Below are 23,861 nucleotides of genomic sequence, written 5' to 3' on the forward strand. Positions count from 1 at the left end.
ATGATTGGGTTTGAGTGGTGTCTTACTCTTTTATCTTACTGAGGGGCTCTCTTTTTTTCAAAGTCGAAAAATAACGATCTACAGGAATGCTAACGAAGCAGTTTAGCTGAAGAAGGAAATCACTTTATTTAAGGTGAATAATAATGTTATTAGCTTTAACAAGGAGAATGTTATGAAGAGAAATGTTCAGGTGATTGACGGTGCAATTAACAGTACGTTTGAAATTTATGAGGTGGATATTGAACTATTTGATATTCTTTTTCCAAATGGCAATGACATTGCATTTACAAGTGATTTCCCAAACCTTGACGACACTGATTTTTACGAAAGATTTTATTCAAAAATGGTGGATAAGAAAAAAGTTAATGGTATTCACGGAACTCTTTTTCTTGAGGATATTGCAAAGGAAAGTTTTCCAAATAGAAGAGAAACCGATGCTGGAAGGTTTTAACTGCCCCTTAAAATGCTTCTTCAGATAAGGTGCTTATGTTAAACACGGGATGGCTACAGCGAACCCCTTTTCTTATTGTGCTAACGAAGCAGTTTAGTTCAGGAGGTTATTGTTTCATTCGACTAGAATATGAATATAATAATCAACCCAAAACTAACTTAAGGTGGATTCAAAATGGATAAAAGAGTTCAATTCGACTTTGAAATTGAGTTTACTAATGGTGGTGGAATACAAGGGCAGGATTTTCGTCTTGATATTGTTGAAGATGACATTTCTGACGAAGAGTTAGCTAAGTATATCGTAGAGGATATGAGGTTGCTAATGGTTGGTGAAGTTAGGATACTTAACAAAAAAATAATTAATGAAAAACATAAGCGAATACCTGCTGATGAGAAATAATAAAAGTTTATTTTACGGCACTCCAATTTTAAGCTGCCTATGAGGTGGCTTTTCTTCTTAGACTAACTGGGCAGGTGTGCGGCCGAGCCTAGGTCGTATCATATAGCGGGTGGGATTCCCGTCGAGTAAGAACTAGCCATTCGCTCGTAGCGAGTCTTGGAGGGCTAAAGGTAACTTTAGTCTTTAAGCGTAGACAGCTAGGTGGCGGGCCGAAAGCCAAATGGTTGAAGGGATAGAGCTCCATAATGTTAGTAAATCGAGAGGGCTGATGCTTTACCTGCAGCAGAAAGCTACATTTTTATCCTTCGTTAGGGGCAAGATGGATAAAACCTCTCTGGAGTCAGAGACCTTGGCACGTTACACGTCGATATGATACGGCAACTCGGGAGACCCTACCGGTCTTTTCTTGTTAGAAGAGTATGGTGTACAAGCGATAAAAAGCAAGGAGACCAAACGCTGTGTAGGGAGTCGGATAGCAGCGTAGTACCAATGAAGTTGGGTAATGCCGATGGAGGAAAGGCTAGTTACCAGTTATCGCCCTTACTAGGGAAACATATACTACACTCAGAGGTAGGGATAAATGGAAACAAAACTACTAAGGATAGCAGAAGTTGCAAAATCTCAATCTAAGAGATTAGCTACATTTTGTGAATGGTAACTAGGAGGAGCCGTGTGCATTAATAGTGCAAGCACGGTTCTGTGAGGGGGGTGGAGTACAATCTACCGTAAGGTAGAAAGGCTCCCTTCTACTCGACTACTTGAAGAAGACAGTAAATCGTAGACTACATCTAGTTTTCTTTTGAGCAGTAGTACAATAAGGAAATTTAACTATACGCAAAATAACAGCCAAGAAAACACGTATAATAGGTAAACGTCTATTCCTCTTCAAACATGGACACATACACTATTTTTGAAACAATTTGAGGAGGAGATAAAAAATGGAAAGACAATTCTTTGGCAGTATGGGTTATGGAGGCTATCCTGGTTACGGTATGGGTTATGGAGGCTATCCTGGTTACGGTATGGGATACGGAGGTTATCCTGGTTACGGTATGGGATACGGAGGCTATCCTGGTTACGGTATGGGATATGGAGGCTATCCTTTCCACCACCATCATGGATTCCATCACGGGTACTGTTGTTAACCTACAAAATGGATATAACCCTGGAGCGATGTCTTCGGGGTTTTAAACTTTATAAAGGGATTAAAGCTTTACATGCATTTTAAGTGAAATAATCTACAAATAACTACAATCACGAATTATAGATTAGAGTGTTTTCTTAATTATATTTGGATTGGTTCTTACTCCACTAACGGGGGCTTTCCTTAAGTATTAATCCAAGCAAGGAGACGTGTATGAAAGAAGACATTATTGCTGAATTAGGCAAATTAGTGGGATTAAAATTACAGGATGCAGGAAGAGCATCTAACCTATTTTGGCTGGGTTTTGGGGATATGATTCCAATCATTCGGAGAGGAAAAACCCAAGTATCAGCAGAATACGCACTTCATATTCAATGTTCTTGGAGAGTTACCTTACATAATAAAATTGTTGTAGCATCACGGGATTTCTATTCTCCAAGCTCGGAATGGGTTGGAGACATTGAGGACTTCGATTGGGATATGCTAGGTAAGAATAGATTTGATGAACGAATTAAAACTTTTATAAAGGACAAAGGACGATTACAGGTAAGGAACATTGAATCTGATGATATTGGTGGATTAAAGGTCTTTTTATCAGATGGTTACAAACTAGAAGCATTTCCAGATAGTTCGGAAGATGATGATCAAGGCGAACACTGGAGGTTCTTTAACCGAAAAGATAATAGTCCTCATTTTGTTGTTTCTGGAATGGGAATTGAAAAGGTTTAAAGTTTAACTTTGTGAAGAGATACACTTAAAGTAACGGGTGCAAGAGTTCAAGAACGGAGCTGTCAATGTGGCAGCTTTTCTTATTGTGCTAAATGGCTGTTTTGCTCAATAAAAAATTAATAAATTAAGCTCTGTTCTTCTATATGCAGACTCTTTAAGAATAAATTGAGAATTGATGGATAAATTATGAAAGATAAATTGTGATATGTGGAGTGTAAACGGTTGAAATATCCAACTTTTGAAGATGTCAAAAAAGTAAGAGAAACTCTGAGGGATGTTTCGATTAATCACTGGTTCCATGATGACATATTTACTTGGAAGTGGTGGTTACTGCTTGTCTCAGCTACAATACCATGGCTTATATGGATTAAGTTTCGTGATAAGGAAAGAACTTTTGAAATCCTCAGTTACGGATTAATTTTGTCAACTATCGCTTCGATAACCGATGTCATTGGCGGAGATATGATCTTATGGGGGTATCCAGATAAGTTGTTACCGACGGTACCACCTTTATTGCCTGCTGATATTACAGTAATTCCAATTTCTTTTATGTTTATGTACCAGTACACAAAAACTTATAAAACCTACTTGGTTTTCTCCTTTTTACTATCTGGATGTTTCTCTTATATAATAGAGCCTTTATTTATAAAAATGGAGATGTTTGTTTTACATAACTGGACACATACTTACTCATTTATTGGTTTTTTTGTACTCTCCCAAATAGTTTATTTTATAATAAAAAAACTTACTGCAAGATAGAAAAATTCTTTTTCGAACTGAGTGGTTTAGTAAAAGAACAATCGGACTGCTGTTTCAGCAGTCCTTTTTCATTATCGTTATTCAAGTAAAGTGGCAGGATAGTTGAAGAAGGAGATATATTGGGTACTATTGAATTTTATACAATGGCTGATAAATGACTTAAATACGTAAAGGGGTTGCGATTAATATTATTCCTTCCGAATTAGACGGTGCGATGGTTCTTAAACATATTAAAAATGACCTCACTAAAGAATTAAATAAAATGATTTTTGAAGAAGAAGACGGTTCAACAATCGAAGTACCAATAACAGCAATGGCAATCGCAAAATACACCAATGACGATAGATATTATTTATTTCTGTGTGATAAAAATTGGGACGTACAAAATGACTACCTTCTCGACAATATTGAAGAATCAATGGAATTTGCCGAAACAAACTTTGGAATATGCAAAGGGGACTGGTTAGATTCATAAATTTAGTTTCGAAAAAAAGTCTGCTACTTAACTAACGGGTGCATTAGTAAAACACCAATTGGACTGCTGTTTCGGCAGGCTTTTTTCATTGGTAGGTATCTAACGAAAGATAGGTTAGTGGGATAATTATCCATTAAACCAATTACATAATTGAGGGAATTGAAATTGTAAAAGCACCATATAAAACAATGAAAGGAGGAGTTATAAAATGCAGATAATGAACAAATATTTCCGTGCGAATGCGAGTATGGTTTACATTATGACTAATAATGAAGCAATGAATCAAATCATTGCTTTTTACAGGGACATGAATGGAATGCTCACCTTTGTAGGATCCTATGCAACTTATGGTAGAGGTACTGGTACAAAGGAAGTTTCCAATGCAACGGCAAACGATGGTGTTGATCCCCTTACGTCACAAGGGTCCCTAACTTTGTCCCGAGATGGACGTTTCCTTCTTGCAGTGAACGCAGGCAGCCATAGTATCAGCAGTTTCATCATTACTGACAGCGGTGCTCCCGTTCTCGTTGATGTGAAACCATCGGGAGGTGCTCAGCCCAATAGCGTAGATGTGTTTGGTAATCTTGTCTATGTTGCCAATGTAGGAAATGCCGCGAACAATTTTGCATCCAACATCACGGGTTTTCGCATAGATGATAACGGACGCCTTACTTCTATTCCTGGGTCCTCCCGTTCTCTTAGCACTTTCAATGCTCAACCAGCTCAGGTTCTATTCACTCGTGATGGTAGTAAAATCCTTGTATCCGAGCTTACTTCAAACCATCTTAGTGTTTTCCATGTAAATCAAAATGGTACTGTTACAGAACCAATCGTTAATGATTCTTATGGTCAAGGACCATTGGGTGCATATTTTCTATCCTCTGGAATCCTCCTAGTTACTGAAGCAGATTCAAATGCCCTATCATCCTATTCAATGAGCAACAATGGTATCCTTCATGTGATCAGTGGCTCTGTACCAAACGGATATAAAACCGCATGCTGGGTTGTAACAACAAGGGATGAACGTTTTGCATACGTTACCAACACTTTAAGCGGTACCATCTCCACCTACCGAATCAATCCCAATGGAACATTGTCGGTAGTAAGGCATATTACCAGTACACCACCAGGTACAGCCCCAGGTCTTCCAATTGACGTTGGAGTGAGTAAAGATGGACGGCATTTTTACACCCTTAATGGAAATCAGGGGACAGTCTCAGTATTTAATATAGGAGATGATGGTAATCTGGTTAGATTACAGGTTGCTGTCTGGACTAATGTTCCCCATCTTGGTTCACAAGGGTTGACTGTTCTTTGATTCTATCCGTTGCCTATATTGAGTGGATAGACGAGTTGCTAAAAATAAGGCTGCCGACATACTGGTAGCTTTTTTAATAAGAAAACATAGCCACCGACAAGATTGTGAAGAACTCTACTTACACTAAAGGGGCAGAATAGTGAGAAAACAAGATGAACCACTGTCATCAATATTGTTACACAGATAGATATTTATTTTATTCCTTTTTAGCAATAATTTCTGCATTAATGGTATGATTTTTTTATTATATTAAAATTATCATATTATTTGAATTAGGTGGGGTTGGAATGGGTGGTAAGACGAAGAAAATTCTTTTTGTTGGAATTGCATCTTTGATTGTTGTGATTATTGCAATTCAAGTTATCACAAGTGTTAAAAAAAGAGAGCAAGTAAATCAGGAAGCAATTCAGGAAGCAAAACATAAAGAGGAACAAGCAAAAGTAGCATTGGCAAAGGCAGAGGCAAAGAAGAAGGCAGACATAGAAGAATCTAAAAGAATTCAAAAATTCTCCGATCTTGTGACAAAGATTTCTGAACACTCAAACGGGGTTATTGAGATGGTTACGGCTGGACGAGAATTAAATCACTGGAGAGGTAATGTGTATATAAACGAGCAATCTTGGTTTCTAATGAAAGAAGCTGAAAAAAAATCTTTAACTGAATTAGTTGGAAACGATGTGAAAAGTTCAATAGTTAATTCGGGATGGGGGAAAAAGGAAGATAAAGCTTTTATTGCTTTTTACACTGTTAAAAATAATTCCGAGAGTGAACTTAAAAGTGGTCGTAAATTGCTTAATGGATATTCAGTTGAACGATAAGGCAGAACTATTAAAAGTTGAATTTCATAAATTAGGATCAACAAAGAGTTGCATTCGACAAAAAACAACTCTTTGTTTATGTGTAAAGAAAAGAATGCTTGTGAAGTATTACACTTAAACTAAAGGGTGCAATAGTTCAAGATCAAGCTGTCATTTTTGGTGGCCTTTCTTTTTGGTCAACGGGACAAGTTAGAGGAAGTAAAAGACATCACAGAAACATCCTCGAATTCAGGAGCATTTCCTCTATTATTACGCAAATAAAAAAAGAAACTTCTGACAATCCTATGGAAGTAACCTTTACATAAGAAATCAGGTGTTTTTCCATGTGGTACTGGTATTTAATTGTTTCAGCCGTAATTTTCATGTGGATAGCATGGAAGGTTCCGAAACCACTTCCTCCGTTGGAGTATTATGCGACGGTTACAACATGTCTATTCATCGCTGAAGTTACAGATAGATGGACAGATAGGTACAGCTTATATGAGTTTTGGGTAAGGAAATACATCGATCTACCTACAACCTTGATGACTTTATTTATCTATGCTCCTGCTGCTGTTATCATGATAAGCTGGTACCCATTCAATGGCGGCTGGAAAAAGAAGATCACCTATATTCTGGCATGGTCACTCTTTTCAAGCTTCTATGAATGGACATATTTAAAGATGGGATATTTGTATTATCCACATTGGAAATGGTGGTACTCAGCTATTTCCTACCCATTCCTTTATGGATTCATGTTTTGGCATTTGAGATTCGTTCACAGGGTAAGAGGAAAGTTTAGGCAAGCTAGTAATTAAACACCCACCACTGCGATGCTTAAATAGGCATCGCCTTTTTTTGTCAATTATCGAAGTGATTGTGAAGGAGTTTACTTAAGCTATCTGGCAGTTTAGTTAAATTTGGATTGTCAGAAATTTATCTAAAAAATGAAAAATTATTACTAAAATAAATGAACTAAATGATATTATTTTAATCATACCTTAAATTAGAAAAGGGGATTTATGTTGCGTAAATTAAGAGTAGCTTTATTGCACTTATTACCAATCGCAGGTGATATAAAAAAAAATCAAATTCTTATTGAAAAAGCAGTCAAACAAGCAGCGGATCAAAATGTAGACTGGATTATAACCCCAGAATTAGCCGTTAGTGGCTTGCAATTTTCTCAAAAGATTGGAACTAAGTGGATCAAGAAGCAACCCGATGAATGGATGACCAATTTTCTAGCATTGGTTAAGTCTTTGAATATGTATGTATTACTTGGTTGTCCTGAAAAGTCAGAAAATGGAGAGCTTTATAATTCAGTATTTGTTATAAACCGAGATGGTAAATTAATAGGAAAACAAAGGAAGATCACAAGTATGATTGATGATTGGTCTACATCAGGTGATTTCATTGAACCGATAGATATGGAGAATGTCAAAATTGGTGTTTTAATATGTGCAGATGCCTACACTACAAATATTGCAGACACATTATTGGCTAAAGGAGCAGAGATTCTAGTTGCCCCGTCAGCATGGGGTCCAGGGTTACATGGACCAAACGGTGAGTGGGAACAAAGATCAATAGATACTGGACTATGCTTATTTGTTTGTAATCGTACTGGAGAAGATGAGTCAGTTACCTTTTGGGAAGCTGAAAGTCTGATAATTAAGAACGGTAAACATCTTCTTTCACATAAATCCAAACAATCTGCGATTCTAACTTTTGATTGGGATTTAGAAAAAATGGATTTAATTTCTCCTGACTTTGAAGTTGAATATATATCTTAGATATTTTTAATGTAATTTTAAAGGGAGGCAATCTCTCTCTAAATACAAAGATTGTGAAGAAATATACTTAAAGTAAACCAGCTAATAGTTTGTCAACATTTTTCAATAAAAAATTTAATAACCTCATGATATACTAAAAATGTTCATGCCAAATAACCTTCCTATATTCTCTTATTGGAAGGTTTTGTTGTATTTAGTTAGATATAGGTCCTATGCTATATCTTGGAAAGAAGTTCTGCTTTTTAGTAAGGCGTAAATCCAATGTAAGAGTTTGTTTACACATGCAATAATCGCTACCCTAAAGGGTTTTCCTTCTTCTCGTTTCTTGTCATAAAACTCTCGTAGTCTTCTATTGCGTGGAATGATCTCATCAGTCGTTTTCTTTTTACGGGAATCCCGAATACCACTTTGAACAGCCATATACAAGGCGTGGCGAAGCCTACACGAGCCACGTTTGGTTATACGGTTTACCGATGCAGTAAACTTTCCTGAAGAATACACGCTAGGATCTATTCCAGCGAATGCAACTAACTTCTGGGCACCATTAAACCGATCTATCTCTCCGATTTCAGAAATAATCGTTGCAGCGATTTTTTCTCCGACTCCAGGGATAGATTGAAGGATTTCATATTCTTCAATTTCGCTAGCGAGGGCATCTATTTCATCCGCAATATTGGATAGATGCTCTTGGTATTGAAGTACAATCTTAACCAAGATTTCAAGGTTAAAGATATGACTATCGTAGAGATTGTTTTGAAAAGGATCACGAAGGGCTGCTTCTCTTAACTTCTGTGCCTTTTCCTTTGCCCATGACTCCGAACGACTCATACATAATGAAGCTATTTTATCCGTTAACTCTTTTTCACTCACATTTAATACAGCCTTAGAAGTAGGGAACTCTAGTAAAGTAAGCATTGATACTTTCGAATATAGACTTCCAAATACACCTCGATACTCAGGAAAAACCTGATCAATTAAAGAATGAAGCTGTATCTTTGTTTTAGCTGATATTTCCGCAATACTCTCTTGTTGTCTTGTCAGATTACGAAGGTTTAATAGTTGAACACCACGCTTCTTGTAAGGCTCTAACTCCTCTTTATAAAACAGTTCACAAAGGTGAAAAGCATCAATTGCATCAGTTTTTACCATACGAAGGCTTGAGCTCTTGGCTCTATGAGAGATAAGAGGATTGACGATAATGTAAATATAATTTTGTTCCTCTAGAAACTGAATAACGGGAATATGATAATGACCAGTTGATTCTAAAACAACCGAAGGTTGATGACCACCAGCAGCCTTTTCAACATCTTGAAGAAACTCTAATAAACTTCTTAATCCTTTAAGATCGTGAGTAATACTAAAACTCTTACGATATGGTTTACCTTTATCTAAAAACGCTTGAACCTGACTTTCTCCTTTTGATACATCCAGACCAATCACTGGATTCATTAATTTTCTCCTCCTCCTAGAAATACAAATTAGTCGGTAACCCCTAATGCTCCTTGTAGTGTCATAGGTTCGCTTGTTAAACGGGATCATAGTCCCAACCAGCCTGAAACATGATTATACAAGTAGGGGGTGGACAGTTTACTTGACGGGATCAAAGTCCCACGGGTGCTACGTCCTCCCCCGACTACCGATATAATAAAACTATATAAAAAAAGGTCAACCAGAAAAATCTGGCTAACCTTATATTACGAACGGGGGCGATAGTTGAAGATAGAGTTGCGTGGCAGCTCTTATTTTTTCGCATTTGACCCATAATGTGAAATAGGATAATAAAAGAAAATAGAAGCGTGGTTTGACGCTTCTATTAGTGATCGTTGCTAGATGTGGTTGTTTCTACTTATATCAGGTTAGTATACTCTATGAAAATGTGTACCAACAATAATTAAAAGGATGAAAAGCACTACGATTAAAGCAAAATGATGCATAAGGTAACACCTCCTTTATTAAAGAAGTAATACATCATATGACAATACGACTTTTATTGAAATGGACAACCATGGAATTATATAAAAAAAGATAGTTGCTGTACATTTCGATGCAATTATGAATTAATTCACTTAAGCTAAATGGTAGTTTAGTGGAATAGTGGAGACGAGTTATTTTAAATCTAATTGGGAAATATAAAGTCTACTTAGTATTACTCAAAGGAGGGCTCGTCGATTGATTCTTGCCACTTTTATAAGCTTATCATTGTTTCTAGCACTCATTGCCCGATTCGCCGTGAGAACCCTTCACTTTTTTGAAATCGTATTGACAATCACGGTCAGTATATTTTTGTACTTAACCAGCTGGGGTAGTATTTTTTTCAACTACGGTTTGTTTTCCGCTTCAGCAAAACTGGGGGCGTTTTGCTGTTTTCTAATTTTTGGTTACATTACAGTACCGTCGGTCGTACTGACAGCAGTGAGCATTGGATTTTGGCGAGACAGTCTCAGATGGAAGTTGCTGATTTGGCTGGGGTGCTCAGCGGTACTACTAGGGATGGAAGCATTGGCGGTCTGGGGAAAGGTGATCATATATCAGGATTGGTCCTTTTCTTCAACGTTCGCAACTTGGGATGTATATTTAGCCGTACTGTTTATTTTGGTGCATATGTATCGTAATCTGCTCCGAAAGGATGTTCGGATCCCATGATACTTTTCCCACCCGATAGATTCAATGCTAATGAATGGTTTATCATCATTGTCAGCCTTACAGTTCTCAGCTGTATGTGGATGCTACCTAAGAGGTTTCCTCCATCGATGGTATTGCTGACTTCTCTTGTCCCTCTCCTATTTGCTAAAGTGTTCGATTCAATCTTGTTGTTACCACCTTTCGAGATGTTTTATATTAACGACATAAAGCAAGTGGAATGGTTCGACCTGCTGTTGTATTTGATGTACCTGCCCTTCGGGTACTTGTTTCTGTATGTGTATGACTGGTTTCGCCCTAAACCATTCGGTACCGTTGCGATACTTACGGTAACTTCGCTTCTTGCTGTATTGTTCGAGTGGGTAACAGTAAAAGTAGGTGTGTTTCATTATACTGGCTGGAAAATTTACTATTCGCTACCCGTATATATCACCGTGCAAAGTTTGTATATCATCTTATTTGAGCGTATGAAAAGAGAATATATTTGTACCAAACGGTAGCCTAGAAAGAACATTGCTAATTACTCACTGTTTCGACCACAATCTAAAGGTACGCTCACGCATATTGTTCAACTAACGGGTAGCAAGAGCTTAAGAAGAGCAACGCCTTGTGCGTTGCTTTTTGTTGTAGAGGTTAACCCTTTTTAAAAATACTTACGATAAAGCTCTTGCCTTAAACCCCCAATTAACTGTGCATATATCCTTGTTGTCTCACTTTTCTCATGACCCATTAAGCTCTGGATAACTTCAAGAGGTGCACCATTATTCAACATGCGAGTGGCATAACTGTGCCTTAGCTGGTGCGGATGAATCGATTTATTGATCCGTGCCCGATTTGAAATTCGTTTGATGATATATCTCATCTGAGCAATGCTCATACGATGTGGATACCGTTCTGTAACAAAAATGGCTGAATCGCCATCCTGGCGTTCTTCAAGGTATCGTTTAAGCCAAATTTCGCAGCGAATGTTAAAATAAACTTCCCGCTCCTTATCGCCTTTCCCTCTTACAATAGCAGAACGGTCAGACCAATTAATTCTAGTCTTCTCTAAGGAAACAATTTCTCCTATGCGACACCCTGTAGAAAACATGAATTCAAACAAAGCCTTTTCCAATGGGCTGGTGCATGCTTCACGTAAATGTTCAATTTCAAAATCTGTTAGAAACTTTGGGATTCGTTTCCCTGCTTTAGGTTCTTTTATTTTGGCGGCGGGATTTCTTGAAATATGCCCCTCCTCATGTGACCAACGAAATAATGATTTCATAAAGCGTATTCTGTGAGCTAAACTTGAAGGTTTTAAGGATTCGCTTGACTTTGCAAGGTATTCTTTAAGTTGAACTGTGGTTATGGTATCAAGTTTAACATCCTTAAAATACCTAATAAGCAGTGTGGCTTGGAGTTTATAAGCCTTTAATGTTTGTGGCGAAAATCCTTCTATTCGTTTATCCAATTCATATGTTTCCCATGCTTTTGATAATAACAATTTACTTCTCTCCCTAAAATTTCTTTTTTAGAGGAATTATTGACCTGTTTCTCGAAATTGAAACTAAAGATGCTATTCAACTATTGAAGCAGGTTTGTTTAAAAAGGGCTTATGTTATTAAATTATATTAATCCTTTTGGTCATAATAAAAATAAAAGGAGATGCATTAAAATGGAACATAATGCAAAACTTGTTTCTTCAGAAGTTGCAGCCTTGTGGGGTGCTTATATGCAGAACTCAATGGCTTATTGTATCGTTCAGCATTTTGCCACTGTTAATGAAGATTCAGATGCTACGGACATTATTCAATTAGCTTTAACAAATTGTAATTTTGTTGTAAACGAAGTCAAACAAATCTTTGAAAAAGAAAATCATGCAATACCTATTGGATTTACACAAGAAGATGTAAACTTAAATGTAGGTCGGGTCTATTCAGACCTTTTTACTTTGCGATATATTAAATACATGGCGGCGGCTGGAACAGCAGCTGCAGCAGCTTTACTTGAAGTATTGGCTCGAAAGGATATTAGAGAATTTTTTTCTACAACTTCTGAAATGTTTATGAAACTCTACAATAATACTTGCGACTTATTACTGAAAAAAGGTGCTTTTATCCGTTCACCAACAATAGCACCAATGGAGAAAGCAGAATACCTTCAGAGTGAATCATTCCTCTCAGGATTAATAGGCAAGCATCGTCCTTTAACTGCCATTGAATTAGCCCATATTTCTAAAAATACAGAGACTAACTCAATTGGTAGAACCTTTGTAACTGGTTTTTCCCAAACTGCTAAATCACTTGAAGTTAGAAAATTTATGGAAAGAGGCATGGATATAGCTTCAAAGCATGAAACAGTGTTTAGAGAAATATTAGTAGAAGATGGAGTGCCGTTGCCAAGTTCATGGGATTCAGCCATTTCCCAATCCATTGACGCACCATTTTTAGATAAGTTAATGATGTTTCATATTTTAGGTTTAAATGAACTTAGTGTCGCTGGATATGGAGCAGCAATTGGTGCCAGTCTGAGAAAAGACTTAATTGGACATTATACAAGGTTAGTGGCTGAAATACTTCAATATGGGAATGATGGAGTTAAATTGATGATTGAAAATAGTTGGTTAGAACAACCACCACAAAATGTAGATAGGGAAGCACTTAGGAACAGAAGGGCTTGAATAAAAAATTGTGACTAAAACAGCGATGTTTTTGCATTCGCTGTTAATTTTTTATTTGTAAAAAAGTTAACATCATTAACATCATACATTGTGAATGTTCTCACTTAAACTAAAGGGTGCATTACTTCACAAAGGGGTAATGCTTTTTTTATTGAACTAAATGGCAGAATAGTTGAAGAAGGGATGGTAAAAACAATAGAGAATTTAATATATTAACCATTATTAAAAAGAAGGTGTTTATTTTGGCTCAATCAGCTGCACATTCCTTTATTAAGTATAAATTTTTATATAATTTAAATACTAAATTTGTCCACATTAAGATTAAGGAATGATGATATGATCCAAGATAGGATGTTAAGAATAGGTATATTAGGTGTACTTTCAACAATACCAGGAGAGATTGCTTCGAGGATATTTGCACATTTTGGCTTTGGGAAGTTTGGTATTTATGAATTAGCAAGTCTTATTATTACATTTAACAGACCTGTATTTACCATAGGATTAATTGTAGATTTTTTAGTTAGTAGTGTTTATGCAGTCTTACTTTACTTTATATTTGAAAAGTTTGGTTCATGCCATTTAGTTATAAAAACGACCATGGGCAGTTTATTTGCCTGGTTAGTATGTGAACTATTATTCACATCATTAATAGAAGGTAAGTATATCGATATTAGACCCATCAATGATTATTATTCTCATATTTTCAGTGCCATCATTTTTGGTATTACATTAGGATTGTTGCTAAAAAAATTTATATTCAAGAGTTAACCCTATATTTGGAGTTATATTAAGTGTAAAAGAGATTGTGAACAATGGCACTTAAATTATCGGGTGCTTTAGTACAACAACAAGAGGACTGTTTCGGCAGTCCTTTTTCTTTCGTTATTGAATGCTTTTAATTCTGTTTAGTTAAGTGGTTTTGTAAGAACAGATTTAAATAATGGTGGCAGCTTGTTAAAATCAAACGATGACTGCGAGTCGGTAGGGTAGGTGCAGTTTACTTGAAGAAGATTATATTTCATTAAAATAAATCTTGTAGGAAAACGGGAGTTTCGTCCAATAAACAATTTTCATTTTTTTATGTTTTATCAGATTATAAAAAAGAGCCCGTAGGCTCCCTGAAACAATGTTTAAACCATTTGCTTAAAAGAATCCGCGTCTTCTTCTCTCGATTTCAAACCGTCTTCTTCTCTCAAATTCGATTTCAATTTCAATACGTCTTCTTCTCTCGATTTCGATTTCAATTTCAATGGGGAAAAACAGTCTTCTTCTAAAATCGTCACGAAAAAACGGGTCTCTTCTATCAAATCCAAAAAATGTCATTTAATTTAACCTCCTTTCATTTCAGAAGTCTATGAGAAAAGGGACAGATTAACCTAAACTAATTTGCCCTTTACCACTTAGTAGCCGCCCATACCGCTCATAAAAGAAGCCCCGACAATGATCAGTAAGACGAACAATACTACGATTAACGCAAAAGCGTTGTTTTCTCTATGTTCTTCGTGTCTAGATTCTCCCAATTATATCACCTCCATAAAAAGGATTTTACTCGTCCAAATTATACCGTTTGATTGATTAAATGACGCTAGTCAATACGATAATTAACAGAATGAACAATACAACGATTAAAACAAAAGTTGAACCGCCGCCATAGCCACCGCCATAGCCACCGCCATAGCCACCGCCGTATCCATATGATCCCCACATATTTTTCACCACCTATCGGGATTAACTGAAGAAAGAATAGTTTCCTCTATATATGTATATTTCTTAGGACAAGAAACGATTGGACAAGCATCATTGTGTTAGTTAAAATTCCGCAAATTTTTTAACAATTTCAATAATAAAAAAGCGTCTACAATTCATGCAGACGCTTTTTCGGAGGTAACTATGTGCTGGTGGCAATAATAATATATGTACTCAGAATAAAACTGAATGGATAAGTGCTGATTAAAAGAAATTAGTCAGCGAATGTAATATATAAAAACCATTCATGAACCATACTCTACTATTCTTGTTTGGCTATTATAAATAGATGTGTAAATTAGAGAAAAAAAGAATTAGATATGTAGGAGTAATGAAGGTAATAAATTAATTCACTAACGGGTGCTGAAATTGCACAAGGGAAGGCTGTTCCGACAGCCTTTTTCTTATTATACTAACTGGGCAGGTTAGTGAAACAAGGAATTAGATAAGTATATATAGAATTATTAATGTTATCCGCAATTTTAGGGAGTAACAAATTGAATACAAAGGTTACTTTTATGGTATTAAAGATTTTAGGTTTAGCATTCTTTCTCGTTCCAATCTTAATGAGCAGAATTATTATGTTTTCTGATATATCTTGGATGATTCTTGATTCACTATCTGTCTTGGGTTTAATTTTTCTAATTGTATTAAATATCGTGGAATGGAAATCTAAAAGGAAAAAAACGAATCAAGATTTTAAATGATTTGTTATTTCTTTAAAAAACAGAAATAACCCTCCATAAGTTATTATTATGACTCCAAGTTTGTGAAGAAATGTACTTTAACTATCTGGCAGGATAGTTTAACAAGGTTCAGCATAAATGTAGCCTATTTTTGGAAATCTATTATAAAGAATTCCTGAAGGTGGATAGAATGAACAACTATACAAATGACAACACCGCTAGAAGATATAAAGCCCATGTTAGTATTTTAGGAACAACACAATTGCATTTGAGAAATCCTTATATTATTGCTTGGTGGTCCGCAGCGTTTCCTGGATTCGGGCATTTGCTTTTATCTAAATACCTTAGAGGATATGCATTATTTATTTGGGAAGTGGTCGTTAATGTTAAAGCCCATGTTAATTCTTCAATGATATATTCCTTTCGAGGGAATATAGACATGGCAAAAGAGGTATTAGATACAAGGTGGCTTCTTATGTACATTCCTGTTTACCTTTTTGGTATATGGGACAGTTATCGGACAACAGTAGATTTGAACAAGGTGTATCTTTTAGCCGATCGAGAGGAACACCGTTTTAATTCATTTTCAATAGGAGCGTTAGAGATTAACTACCTAGATAAGCGAAATCCGTTCCTTTCTGTTATGTGGTCATTTTTTATCCCTGGGCTAGGACAGCTCTATATTCATAGGATTTTAACTGCTGTATTTACCATCATATGGTTAGTTGTATTTTATTATAATTCTTATGCTCAAGAAGCTGTTGTACTTTTATTTTTAGGCAAAGTAAAGGAAGCAACCTCGGTTTTAAAACCTGAATGGTTCCTTTTTATCCCTTCACACTATGGGTTTGCTATTTATGATTCTTATATAAATACGGTTGAGAATAACAAACTCTTCGAAAAAGAGTTAAGGAATCATTTAACCGAGAATTATCAATCGGAGGGTTTCAAAATACTAAAAGGACAAAAAGTGAAGTGATACATTTGCAGCTTTTTTCAACATTTGAAACTACTGAATTTTTAGAAATGGCAATTTCAACGTTAGAAAAGAAAGGGATTAAAAAAGAAAGCATATTTGCTGTTCCTCTGGATAATAGAAAAGAAGACCGTAAAATTTTTGATACCCTGCATCGATCAGACGGTACAAGCCTTATCGATATTGGTATCGGGCTGGCAACAGCATTTTCAGTTATTGGAGCAAGTATAGGATTTAAATTAGCTTGGGGTCCAATTTATTGGGGACTAATAGGTGCATTTGTTGGATTAGTTCTTGGCTTCGCTATTCGGCTTGTCATGGAATTGGTGGTAAAGAAAAATAAAAGAGTTCTAAAAGGCAAACATTCGGAAGTAATCTTAATTGTAGATTGTGAAGAATCACAAGCTGAATTAATTGAGAATATACTTTGGAGTCATTTTGCAATTGGTGTAGCAAAAGTAAAATGATGAATAATATTTGTTGAACACGTATAAAACTAAAGTTTGTGAAGAATTATACTTAAACTATAGGGTAGCATTACTGTAACAACGGTAATGCCTTTTTTCTTATTGAAGTAACTGGTCAGGTTACTTTAAGTATATTCCTTCACAAAGTTATAGTAGAAAAAGCCAATTATCCCACTAACGAAGGAAAATCGGCTTTTTTTGCACTATTTTTAGCATGGGCACTACCAAAGCAGATATTAAAATGGCTAGGTCAACCTGATTTGGAAGCTAGAGAACCAGTGTTCTGAGGGCTAAAGTCTTTGTTTTTCAACGAACGTTTCACAAAAAAAGTGAACATCAAGAGGGAAAGCGTGACTGACACAGCACTGACCGTGAACAAAACATGGAAATTCGAGTATTGAGAAACCCAACCTAATATAATAGCACCTAGCCCGATTCCGAGGTCGGCACCAGTAGAATAAGAAGCATTGGCTACACCTGTACGTTGAGAGCTGACAAGACGTAGGGTTGCGGCTTGAAGAGAAGGTTGTGCGGAACCGAAACCAATACCGTACATAATTGCGGAAATGATTACTCCGAATAAATTGGTCGAGAAACTCAAGACAACTAAAGCCGAAATCGTAACCACTTTTGCTGGTATAATAACAAACGTCTCACCGTATTTGTCTGAAAGTTTTCCAGCAAAGGGACGAATTAAAACAAGCGTGGCTGCATAAACCAGAAAAAATGTACCTGAATTAACCTTGATTGAGTCGGCAAATAGCGGCACAAAACTAGTAATACCACCATAAGCGATAAACAGTAAGAAGACGGATACCATAACGGGAAAGAGCGATTTTTCAAAAGGTTCAATTTTCCTTGAAGCCGTTTGAGGCGTAAAAGTGATTTTTGCACCAAACGTTAAGACCAGAGCCGTGGCAGAGAGGACCACTGCAAATAGAAATAGAGAGTGGTACGACAGGTTCTGTGTAACCCATAGACCGAAAATCGGACCTATTGCCATAGCTAATGTCATAGCCATCCCAGACCAACCCATACCCTCTCCTCGTCGGGTAGATGGAATCAAATCTGTTACGGCTGTGCTAATGGCGGTTGTGGAAGCTGCCCAGGTTATCCCATGCAATATTCTGAGCAACATTAATACAACGATTCCTCCAATCCAATTGTACATGTACATTGCAACAGCGAAGAATAGCATTCCCCAAACGATAAACGGTCGCCTACCAAAGCGGTCCAGTAGCCCTCCGACAAATGGTCGAAAGATAACGGAAGAAAGCATAAATGCTCCCATTGCCAGACCTACCTGTGATTCGTTTCCACCTCTTTCTTTAATAAACAACGGTAGCGTTGGATACAGCATATAAAATGCAGTGAATAGGAAAAACATCCCAATAATCATAAAAATATACGATTTCGTCCATAAGCGTTCCACGTAATTCCTCCTTAGAGAGTATCAATTTGATTGTAAAATTGCTTCGATTCATACTCGCATCTCTAATTCTTCTTACGATAATAAATCCGTGTCATCCTTACCTCCATTTACCAGTTAATACATCTGTTCGATCCGTTTCTGGTGATTAAACAATATCTTTTTATAATTATAAAAAGATACGGGATGCTTTCAATGGTTAAATTATCGCAATTAGTTGATTACTCAACAAATCAATAAAAATTGTTGATTATTTTAGGAAGGTTTTGAGTCCATTTTTTTGCTCTTATGATAGACAACTTTTATAAAATGTTAAATTGATTCCTTATCTTGCAAGTTGTTTTGCGGGATTAAACAAGTAGGTTCTAAATAAAATAAATGTTAAACTTAATATCACGAATAGAAATCCGCCTAATACGACGTACTGTGTACCCATTCCCGATATAATTAATCCATTTACAGATGTACCCGTTGTTACACCAAAGTTACCAGCCGCTAAAAACAATCCATTTGAGAATTCAGGGGCTTCTGGAGCTGCAGAAGTAATCCAATATTGACTAATGTTGTTTGCTAAAGCAACTACTATTCCCCATACCAATACAAAGATAAACATAGGTCCAGCGAATTTCCCCATTACGAATACTAAAATGAAAACGGCTCCTAATACGAATGGATAAGATGCTACAGATTTCATGGGATTTTTAGTAAGTAACTTCCCTGACACGATGTTACCAATTATACTTGCCCCACCGTATATGAGTAACATTAAACTAACCCTTTTCCCAGGTATATTCGTAATGGTTTCAAGATACTCAGAAAGGTAACTATTAACGCCATATACCGCTGCATTTATAAAAATGACAGCAACAATGGAAAGCCAAGTAATGGATTTCTTTAATACACTTAATTGAGATCCATAAGAAAGTCTTTCCTTAACAGGCATAGATGGTACAAATAGCAATATAGTAATGAATGCTATTACATTAACGATAGTAAAGAATAACATCGCCATTTCAAACGAAGTTGTATTAGCAATAAAAGTAGTGACTGGTGAACCAATGACAATACCTGCGGTTACTCCCAACATTACTTTAGAAACAGCTTTAGGAGCTTCTTTCTTGCTAACTGAAGCAGCTGCAGCTGTCAAAGCTATTGAGACATAAACTGGATGAAAAAAGGCTGGAATCACACGAGCGATTAATAATATGGTAAAGTTTGATGCAGATATGGAGACAATGTTACCCAGAACGAAAACACCAAGTACAAGTAACAATGCCTTTTTGCGATTTATACCCGAAAACAATAATGGCATTGTGGGTCCAGATATTGCAACAGCAAGTGCAAAGAGACTCACTAGCAACCCTGCTTTGGATATACTGACATGAAAGTGATCAGCAATTAAAGGTAATGCCCCAACGATACCCATTTCTGTATTTAAAATACCGAAAACTCCTATGGTCAATATAAATATAAGCAAATTATTTCGATTAGCCACCAAATTCTCCTCCTACCTTAATTAAATGATGTAACTTTAAATAAATTAATGTTGATTGATTAATCAACATTTGTTAATAATTATAAGGAGAAAAAGGATGCTTTCAATCGTTAAATGCAAGCAAATTTGTTGATTATTCAACAACTGAATCGAAATTGTTGATTATCTACAGGAAAGATTGGTGATTTCAAAATGTCTAAAGTGGATAGAAGAGTAACCAAAAGCCAAGAAGCTATCAAAAAGGCTGTTATCGAACTGATGTCTGAAAAAAGTTTTGATGATATTACCATACAGGATCTTGCCGACAGGGCAAATGTTAACCGAGGAACCATTTATCTTCATTACTTGGATAAATTTGATTTACTAGATAGACTCATTGATGAACATATTAATGTACTAAGAGTAATGTGCAAGGAAGCAACTGAAATGGAATTAGACTTTGTAGAATCGAATGTAGGCTGGTTTGAATACTTTGAGAGCAATTATTCATTTTTTTCAACAATGTTAGCAAGTAGTCAAGCCTCTTATTTTCGTAGTCGCTTCCAAGAACTTCTCATCGAAGAAATTAAAAATGATATTGACACAACAAAAGTGATAAATCGAGAATTGAATGAAGAGGTTATACTTCAATTTGTTGTGACATCTTTTGTAGGAACGGTGGAATGGTGGATCACAAAAGAAATGCCTTTTCCGCCTCGTGTTATAGCAGAACAGCTAGGGATGTTGTTAGATAGAATTCTATAATAATTTATCAACGTTTCCAAAAGAAATTAAATAACCTGAGTCCATATTACTACAGGACTCAGGTCGTGATTTTTTGCTTTTTTAAAGGTCTACTTAACATTATTAGTCTTTGAGAAAGGCGAATTATTGTATCTTCAACTTTCCTTAAAATGCTTTTATATTCTTTTGCATTAAGAAACATAATATATGTCCAACTATTGAGTGTGGTACATATGGCTCTTCTAGAACAGCAATTTCTTCAGGTGTTAACCTAATTGATAGATCAACTATAGCATCTTCGAGATGAGAGATTTTCGTAACACCAATAATAGGGGCAGTTACTGGTTCTTTCTGCATTTGTGAAATAATACACTTAAAGTAACGGGTAGCTTGAGTTTAATTAAAATTAGAATGAATGACTTGAGTGGTCGTTCTTATCAATTGTTGTTCTTGTAATAATCTCTCTTATTAGGTGCAAGATAATAACGATTAATTCGTGGAGGTAATTTGTTGTGCTTAACAAAAGAAGGAAGATAACATCGTTATTTTGGATTGCTATACTTGGCTTAATTTTAACAACGATATATACAATAATCCTTGGTATTTTAGGATATAGGACAATGAACAGGATCGATTATATTTATAAACAGAATAAACAAAGATCAAAAAATGGTTAATTAAGAGTGGCTGAGAAGTCGCTCTTTTTTTATCCTTATTTAACTAACGTAAGCAGAATAGTTTAATAACCAAAATGTAAAGATATTTATTAGGTGGTGTGAAATATGATTGTAGAACTATATCAAAACCCCAAAAATGTAAAAGTAAATGGTACTTATCGTTTTGATTACATTGTTGATGATATAAGTGAGAATTTTGAAGCAATAATCTCAAACAAAAAGATTAACACTGGTGATATATTGACAGTTATTGCAAAGGTAAAAAGTAAAAAGTTTATTTCAGGATTTGGATATATCTTTTATGATGATGAAATAGAACAATGTTCTGAAATCGATGTTAGCTTTTGTGATTAGATATAGAAAAAATCCTTACTCTACTAACGGGTGCAAGAGTTGCAGACCAAGCGGTCATTTTGACAGCTTTTTTTATTGCACTAAAGGTCAGTTTAGTGCAACAAGGAATAGAAATACTTTAACGAAATCGGGGGAATATAACAGTAAACAACAATTGGAATAGGACTTCATAATAATGAATAATACAGAAATATTATTTAAAGAAGTACAGGATAAAAGAATAAAATTTTTAGAGTCATATCACAAATTTTGGCTAGAAAATGCCTTTTTATCTTGGCAATGGTGGATGTTATTAATAACGACAATTTTAATTTGGATATTATGGATAAAACTTGTCGATAAAAAGCGAGTACATTTGCTTTTAAACTTCGGGTTAATTTTTGGCATACTGTCAGTTATTCTTGATGTGATTGGAACGAATCATGGTGCATGGGCGTATCCCATTCATTTATATTGGGCTTTTATCCCCCCCTAATACCTTTCGATTTATGTTATTTACCAGTAATTTTTATGCTTATTTATCAAAGATACGGGCAAAGATTCAAAGGCTATTTCATAGCAATTTCCATCTCTTCTGCTGTTATATCATTCATATTTGAACCTTTAATTCACTGGATAGGAATTTAAGTCTTTTACGAATGGAAATATATTTACTCTTTTCCGATTTACATTTTGTTAGCATGTTTTGTGAAGGTTTTAGTGGAATTAATAAATAAAAAGCTACATTAGATGGGTATTACTTCGTAAATGGGTAATACCATTTTCTTATTAAATAAATTATGTGTTTGTGATCTACTTAAAGTAAAGGAGTGCGATTGTTCAATAAGAGCAGTCGCTTTTCTTGTTCCGCTAACGGGCAGATTAGCACTACAAAAGCTTACTTTGCAGGATTAATAATCTTTTGTGTGGAATATTTAACCTCATACATAGAACATCTGAAATGGAGTGGGATAAACTATGAAAACACGAGTAACCGAGATTTTTAGAATTAAATATCCAATTGTACAAGGAGGACTTGCCTACCTTGCTTATGCTGAACTGGCGGCTGCGGTCTCGAATGCTGGAGGACTTGGACAAATTACTGCGGCAACGTTGCGTTCACCTGAAAAACTTCGGGAGGAAATTCGTAAAGTACGCACACTTACCAATAATCCATTCGCCGTAAACTTTGCTATTGCAAGGCACGATGGACAATATAAGGAATTGCTTGAAGTTGCTATTGAAGAAAAGGTACCTGCAATTTCTATTACAGGAGCTAACCCTCAACCTATTTTTGAACGTATAAAAGGAGAAAATATTCGGACGCTTGTCCTTGTTGCAGGCGTTAGACAGGCACAGAAAGCAGAACAACTCGGTGCTGACGCTGTAATGGCAGTTGGACAGGAAGGCGGTGGACATTTAGGACGAGACGATATTGGTACAATGGTACTTATTCCTCGTGTAGTCGATTCCGTATCGATTCCAGTGTTAGCGAGCGGTGGGATTGGCGACGGACGAGGTTTTTTGGCAGCTTTTGCACTTGGGGCAGAAGGAATTGAAATGGGTACTCGCTTTATTGCTACTAAAGAGTGCATTCACGCAAACGAGAAATATAAGCAGGCAATTGTTAATGCGAAAGAGTCGGATACAGTAGTTATTAAGAGAACAATTGGTTCACCAGGACGAGTCTTGAAAAGTGAATTTACTCTGGATATTATCGAACGTGAAAAAGAAGGAGCCACCTATGAAGATCTGCAAGAAATAATTAGCGGAAATGCTAATTGCAGATATATCTATGATGGAAATGAAGATGAGGGTTTTGGATGGGCTGGACAAGTAATCGGACTTATTAACAATATTCCTACTGTTCAGGAGTTATTTGATGAAATGATTCTAACAGCAGAAAAAGGATTAAGCCGTATTGGTAATATTATCGGAGAGCAGACTCATCGATAATTATTTATTATTATGGACGTTATCTGAATAGTTAATGGTTGTTGTGGCAACCAATTTTATTATTAAAGCAAAGATTGTGAAATAAAATACTTAAGCTAAACCAGCTAATAGTTTGTAAACATTTTTCAATAAAAAATTTAATAACCTCATGATATACTAAAAATGTTCATGCCAAATAACCTTCCTAAATTCTCTTATTGGAAGGTTTTGTT

29 protein-coding genes and 1 pseudogene are annotated in these 23,861 nt (G+C 35.8%); 21 read left to right on the plus strand and 9 right to left on the minus strand.

Annotated features, from left to right (window positions below; all coding sequences use genetic code 11):
- The first annotated feature begins 172 nt into the window (after positions 1-172).
- The 10 genes from JOC76_RS28715 (at position 173) to JOC76_RS28760 (ending at position 7,862) form a co-directional block, all read left to right on the plus strand.
- Positions 173-451 carry a DUF8220 family protein gene (locus tag JOC76_RS28715; protein WP_205182197.1) on the plus strand — a complete coding sequence of 93 codons (279 nt, stop codon included), beginning with the start codon at positions 173-175 and terminating at the stop codon, positions 449-451.
- A 174-nt stretch (positions 452-625) separates the two neighbouring features.
- Positions 626-850: a cyclase gene (locus JOC76_RS28720; protein ID WP_205182198.1), complete on the plus strand. Its 225-nt coding sequence runs from the start codon at positions 626-628 to the stop codon at positions 848-850.
- A 938-nt stretch (positions 851-1,788) separates the two neighbouring features.
- Positions 1,789-1,995, plus strand: a complete 207-nt coding sequence (locus JOC76_RS28725; RefSeq protein WP_205182199.1) for a hypothetical protein — start codon at positions 1,789-1,791, stop codon at positions 1,993-1,995.
- A gap of 212 nt (positions 1,996-2,207) precedes the next feature.
- The gene (locus JOC76_RS28730; RefSeq protein ID WP_205182200.1) at positions 2,208-2,723 is read left to right on the plus strand and encodes a hypothetical protein; all 516 of its coding nucleotides are present in this window, start codon (positions 2,208-2,210) and stop codon (positions 2,721-2,723) included.
- 222 nt (positions 2,724-2,945) lie between these two features.
- Positions 2,946-3,482: a CBO0543 family protein gene (locus JOC76_RS28735; protein ID WP_205182201.1), complete on the plus strand. Its 537-nt coding sequence runs from the start codon at positions 2,946-2,948 to the stop codon at positions 3,480-3,482.
- A 214-nt stretch (positions 3,483-3,696) separates the two neighbouring features.
- A complete protein-coding gene (locus tag JOC76_RS28740) occupies positions 3,697-3,957 on the plus strand; it encodes a hypothetical protein (protein ID WP_239558105.1) in 261 nt (86 codons plus the stop codon).
- Positions 3,958-4,165: 208 nt separating this feature from the next.
- The gene (locus tag JOC76_RS28745) at positions 4,166-5,275 is read left to right on the plus strand and encodes a lactonase family protein (protein WP_205182202.1); all 1,110 of its coding nucleotides are present in this window, start codon (positions 4,166-4,168) and stop codon (positions 5,273-5,275) included.
- A 287-nt stretch (positions 5,276-5,562) separates the two neighbouring features.
- Entirely contained in the window at positions 5,563-6,093 is a 531-nt protein-coding gene (locus JOC76_RS28750; RefSeq protein ID WP_205182203.1) for a hypothetical protein, read from the plus strand.
- A gap of 323 nt (positions 6,094-6,416) precedes the next feature.
- Positions 6,417-6,890, plus strand: coding sequence for a CBO0543 family protein (locus tag JOC76_RS28755; protein WP_205182204.1), 474 nt, complete (start codon positions 6,417-6,419; stop codon positions 6,888-6,890).
- A gap of 207 nt (positions 6,891-7,097) precedes the next feature.
- The gene (locus JOC76_RS28760; protein ID WP_205182205.1) at positions 7,098-7,862 is read left to right on the plus strand and encodes a carbon-nitrogen hydrolase family protein; all 765 of its coding nucleotides are present in this window, start codon (positions 7,098-7,100) and stop codon (positions 7,860-7,862) included.
- A gap of 210 nt (positions 7,863-8,072) precedes the next feature.
- Here the strand turns inward: JOC76_RS28760 and JOC76_RS28765 are convergent, their stop codons facing one another.
- Together JOC76_RS28765 and JOC76_RS28770 are read right to left on the minus strand one after the other, a co-directional pair.
- Entirely contained in the window at positions 8,073-9,311 is a 1,239-nt protein-coding gene (locus JOC76_RS28765; RefSeq protein WP_205182206.1) for an IS110 family RNA-guided transposase, read from the minus strand.
- A 407-nt stretch (positions 9,312-9,718) separates the two neighbouring features.
- Positions 9,719-9,796 carry a YjcZ family sporulation protein gene (locus JOC76_RS28770; RefSeq protein WP_205182225.1) on the minus strand — a complete coding sequence of 26 codons (78 nt, stop codon included), beginning with the start codon at positions 9,794-9,796 and terminating at the stop codon, positions 9,719-9,721.
- A 492-nt stretch (positions 9,797-10,288) separates the two neighbouring features.
- On the opposite strand from JOC76_RS28770, the gene JOC76_RS28775 reads away from it, so the two are divergent.
- Together JOC76_RS28775 and JOC76_RS28780 are read left to right on the plus strand one after the other, a co-directional pair.
- Positions 10,289-10,474: a hypothetical protein gene (locus JOC76_RS28775; protein ID WP_205182207.1), complete on the plus strand. Its 186-nt coding sequence runs from the start codon at positions 10,289-10,291 to the stop codon at positions 10,472-10,474.
- A gap of 273 nt (positions 10,475-10,747) precedes the next feature.
- On the plus strand, positions 10,748-11,002 hold the full coding sequence (locus tag JOC76_RS28780) for a hypothetical protein (protein WP_205182208.1): 255 nt from the start codon (positions 10,748-10,750) through the stop codon (positions 11,000-11,002).
- A 143-nt stretch (positions 11,003-11,145) separates the two neighbouring features.
- On the opposite strand, the gene JOC76_RS28785 is transcribed toward JOC76_RS28780, so the two are convergent.
- Positions 11,146-11,985, minus strand: a complete 840-nt coding sequence (locus tag JOC76_RS28785; protein ID WP_205182209.1) for a tyrosine-type recombinase/integrase — start codon at positions 11,983-11,985, stop codon at positions 11,146-11,148.
- Positions 11,986-12,156: 171 nt separating this feature from the next.
- Between JOC76_RS28785 and JOC76_RS28790 the strand changes: the two genes are divergently transcribed.
- Together JOC76_RS28790 and JOC76_RS28795 are read left to right on the plus strand one after the other, a co-directional pair.
- Entirely contained in the window at positions 12,157-13,161 is a 1,005-nt protein-coding gene (locus JOC76_RS28790) for a DUF3231 family protein (protein ID WP_205182210.1), read from the plus strand.
- Positions 13,162-13,497: 336 nt separating this feature from the next.
- Positions 13,498-13,929 carry a hypothetical protein gene (locus JOC76_RS28795; RefSeq protein WP_205182211.1) on the plus strand — a complete coding sequence of 144 codons (432 nt, stop codon included), beginning with the start codon at positions 13,498-13,500 and terminating at the stop codon, positions 13,927-13,929.
- Between the two features lie 375 nt (positions 13,930-14,304).
- On the opposite strand, the gene JOC76_RS28800 is transcribed toward JOC76_RS28795, so the two are convergent.
- The 3 genes from JOC76_RS28800 to yjcZ form a co-directional block, all read right to left on the minus strand.
- Positions 14,305-14,484 carry a hypothetical protein gene (locus JOC76_RS28800; protein WP_205182212.1) on the minus strand — a complete coding sequence of 60 codons (180 nt, stop codon included), beginning with the start codon at positions 14,482-14,484 and terminating at the stop codon, positions 14,305-14,307.
- A 77-nt stretch (positions 14,485-14,561) separates the two neighbouring features.
- Positions 14,562-14,681, minus strand: a complete 120-nt coding sequence (locus JOC76_RS28805; RefSeq protein WP_205182213.1) for a YjcZ family sporulation protein — start codon at positions 14,679-14,681, stop codon at positions 14,562-14,564.
- 55 nt (positions 14,682-14,736) lie between these two features.
- Positions 14,737-14,868 carry a sporulation protein YjcZ gene (gene yjcZ / locus JOC76_RS28810; protein ID WP_205182214.1) on the minus strand — a complete coding sequence of 44 codons (132 nt, stop codon included), beginning with the start codon at positions 14,866-14,868 and terminating at the stop codon, positions 14,737-14,739.
- A 536-nt stretch (positions 14,869-15,404) separates the two neighbouring features.
- Between yjcZ and JOC76_RS28815 the strand changes: the two genes are divergently transcribed.
- The 3 genes from JOC76_RS28815 (at position 15,405) to JOC76_RS28825 (ending at position 17,036) form a co-directional block, all read left to right on the plus strand.
- Positions 15,405-15,614 (plus strand): ribonuclease H family protein, encoded by a 210-nt coding sequence (locus tag JOC76_RS28815; protein ID WP_205182215.1) that lies wholly within the window; start codon positions 15,405-15,407, stop codon positions 15,612-15,614.
- Positions 15,615-15,783: 169 nt separating this feature from the next.
- Entirely contained in the window at positions 15,784-16,572 is a 789-nt protein-coding gene (locus tag JOC76_RS28820) for a hypothetical protein (protein WP_205182216.1), read from the plus strand.
- Between the two features lie 5 nt (positions 16,573-16,577).
- Entirely contained in the window at positions 16,578-17,036 is a 459-nt protein-coding gene (locus tag JOC76_RS28825; protein ID WP_205182217.1) for a hypothetical protein, read from the plus strand.
- Between the two features lie 250 nt (positions 17,037-17,286).
- On the opposite strand, the gene JOC76_RS28830 is transcribed toward JOC76_RS28825, so the two are convergent.
- Together JOC76_RS28830 and JOC76_RS28835 are read right to left on the minus strand one after the other, a co-directional pair.
- On the minus strand, positions 17,287-18,468 hold the full coding sequence (locus JOC76_RS28830; RefSeq protein ID WP_205182218.1) for an MFS transporter: 1,182 nt from the start codon (positions 18,466-18,468) through the stop codon (positions 17,287-17,289).
- Positions 18,469-18,790: 322 nt separating this feature from the next.
- Positions 18,791-19,960 carry an MFS transporter gene (locus JOC76_RS28835; protein WP_205182219.1) on the minus strand — a complete coding sequence of 390 codons (1,170 nt, stop codon included), beginning with the start codon at positions 19,958-19,960 and terminating at the stop codon, positions 18,791-18,793.
- Positions 19,961-20,152: 192 nt separating this feature from the next.
- On the opposite strand from JOC76_RS28835, the gene JOC76_RS28840 reads away from it, so the two are divergent.
- Positions 20,153-20,704: a TetR/AcrR family transcriptional regulator gene (locus JOC76_RS28840; protein ID WP_205182220.1), complete on the plus strand. Its 552-nt coding sequence runs from the start codon at positions 20,153-20,155 to the stop codon at positions 20,702-20,704.
- Between the two features lie 144 nt (positions 20,705-20,848).
- Here JOC76_RS28840 and JOC76_RS30335 read toward each other — a convergent pair.
- A pseudogene (locus tag JOC76_RS30335) lies at positions 20,849-21,040 on the minus strand (hypothetical protein); the annotation flags it as partial.
- A 425-nt stretch (positions 21,041-21,465) separates the two neighbouring features.
- Between JOC76_RS30335 and JOC76_RS28845 the strand changes: the two are divergent.
- The 3 genes from JOC76_RS28845 (at position 21,466) to JOC76_RS28855 (ending at position 23,649) form a co-directional block, all read left to right on the plus strand.
- Positions 21,466-21,714: a hypothetical protein gene (locus JOC76_RS28845; RefSeq protein WP_205182221.1), complete on the plus strand. Its 249-nt coding sequence runs from the start codon at positions 21,466-21,468 to the stop codon at positions 21,712-21,714.
- A gap of 175 nt (positions 21,715-21,889) precedes the next feature.
- Positions 21,890-22,189 carry a hypothetical protein gene (locus JOC76_RS28850; protein WP_205182222.1) on the plus strand — a complete coding sequence of 100 codons (300 nt, stop codon included), beginning with the start codon at positions 21,890-21,892 and terminating at the stop codon, positions 22,187-22,189.
- 482 nt (positions 22,190-22,671) lie between these two features.
- The gene (locus tag JOC76_RS28855; protein ID WP_205182223.1) at positions 22,672-23,649 is read left to right on the plus strand and encodes an NAD(P)H-dependent flavin oxidoreductase; all 978 of its coding nucleotides are present in this window, start codon (positions 22,672-22,674) and stop codon (positions 23,647-23,649) included.
- Positions 23,650-23,861 lie beyond the last annotated feature (212 nt).

Source organism: Neobacillus cucumis, assembly GCF_016908975.1.
Lineage (GTDB): Bacteria > Bacillota > Bacilli > Bacillales > Cytobacillaceae > Neobacillus > Neobacillus cucumis.